This is a genomic window from Roseomonas sp. 18066, from assembly GCF_902706185.1.
In the GTDB taxonomy this organism is placed as follows: Bacteria; Pseudomonadota; Alphaproteobacteria; order Acetobacterales; family Acetobacteraceae; genus Pseudoroseomonas.
On the sequence record NZ_CACSJM010000303.1, the window covers coordinates 1 to 1,928 of the forward strand.

Genomic DNA, 1,928 nt, shown 5'->3' on the forward strand with positions numbered 1-1,928 from the left:
TGCGTCCCCGCCGACAGCGTGGCGCCGGCCGGCAGGCCGCTGATGGTGATGCTCACCGTCTCCGTCGGCGACAGCGGCGCCAGCGCGATCGGCAAGGCGATCGAGACGTCCTCCAGCCCGGCCAGCGGCAGCGCCGGCAGCGTCAGGCCAGGCGCATCGGCGACATTCAGCACGTTCAGCCCGACATTCGCGCTCGTCGTCGCGGTGGTGCCGCTGGAACTGTCTGTGACGGTGGCCGTCACATGCAGCGTGGTGTTGCCCGGATCTGGCGAGGTGATCGTCAGCCCGGTCAGCTGCGCCTGGGTAAGCGTGTAGCTGCCATCCGGGTTGTGTGTCCCGGCCGACAGCGTGGCGCCGGCCGGCAGGCCGCTGATGGTGACGCTGACCGTCTCCGTCGGCGACAGCGGCGCCAGCGCGATCGGCAGCGCGATCGAGGCGTCCTCCAGCCCGGCCAGAGGCAGCGCCGGCAGGGTCAGGCCCGGCGCATCCGCCACGTTCAGCACATTCAGCCCAACATTGGCGCTGGTCGTCGCCGTCGTGCCGCTGGAACTGTCGGTCACCGTCGCCGTGACGTGCAACGTCGTGTTGCCAGGGTCAGGTGCATTGATCGTCAACCCGGTCAGCTGCGCCGGGGTCAGGGTGTAGCTGCCGTCCGGATTGTGCGTCCCCGCCGACAGCGTGGCGCCGGCCGGCAGGCCACTGATCGTCACGCTGACCGATTCCGTCGAGCTCAGCGTCCCGATCGACACCGGCAGCGCGATCGCCGCATCCTCCAGACCTGCTAGCGGCAGCGCTGGCAAGGTCAGCGCCGGAGCGTCGGCCACATTCAGCACGCTCAGCCCCAGATTGGTGTTGGTCGTCGCCGTCGTGCCGCTGCTGCTGTCGGTCACCGTCGCGGTGATGTGCAGCGTGGTATTGCCGGGGTCCGGCGCGGTGATGGTCAGCCCACTCAGCTGCGCCTGGGTCAGCGTGTAGCTGCCGTCCGGATTGTGCGCCCCGGCCGACAGCGTCGCTCCCACCGGCAAGCCGCTGATAGTGATCGTCGCCGTCTCCGTCGGCGCCAGCGGCGCCAGCGTGATCGGCACCGCAATCGAGGCGTCCTCCAGCCCCGCCAGTGGCAGCGCCGGCACCGTGACCCCCGGCGCAACCGCCACGTTCAGCACGTTCAGTCCGACATTCGCGCTCGTCGTTGCGGTGGTGCCGCTGGAGCTGTCGGTCACCGTCGCGGTGACATGCAACGTCGTGTTGCCTGGATCCGGCGCCGTGATCGTCAGCCCCGTCAGCTGCGCCGGGGTCAGCGTGTAGCTGCCATCAGGATTCAGCGTGCCGGCCGAGAGCGTCGCGCCCGCTGGCAGACCGCTGATCGTCACGCTGACCGATTCCGTCGAGCTCAGCGTCCCGATCGACACCGGCAGCGCGATCGCCGCGTCCTCCAGCCCGGCCAGCGGCAAGGCCGGCAGGGTCAGGCCAGGCGCGTCGGCGACGTTCAGCACGCTCAGCCCGACATTGGCGCTGGTCGTCGCCGTCGTGCCGCTGGAACTGTCCGTGACGGTGGCCGTCACATGCAGCGTGGTGTTGCCCGGGTCCGGCGAGGTGATGGTCAGCCCGGTCAGCTGCGCCTGGGTCAGCGTGTAGCTGCCGTCCGGGTTGTGCGTCCCGGCCGACAGCGTGGCCCCCGCCGGCAGCCCGCTGATGGTGATGCTCACCGTCTCCGTCGGCGACAGCGGCGCCAGCGCGATCGGCAAGGCGATCGAGACGTCCTCCAGCCCGGCCAGCGGCAAGGCCGGCAGCGTCAGGCCGGGCGCATCCGCCACGTTGAGCACATTCAGCCCGACATTCGCGCTCGTCGTCGCGGTGGTGCCGCTGGAACTGTCTGTGACGGTGGCCGTGACATGCAGCGTGGTGTTGCCCGGATCCGGCGAGGTGAT

1 pseudogene is annotated in these 1,928 nt (G+C 70.3%); it reads right to left on the bottom strand.

The window, feature by feature from the left end:
* Positions 1-1,928: pseudogene (locus GVN67_RS28865) on the bottom strand (calcium-binding protein); the annotation flags it as partial.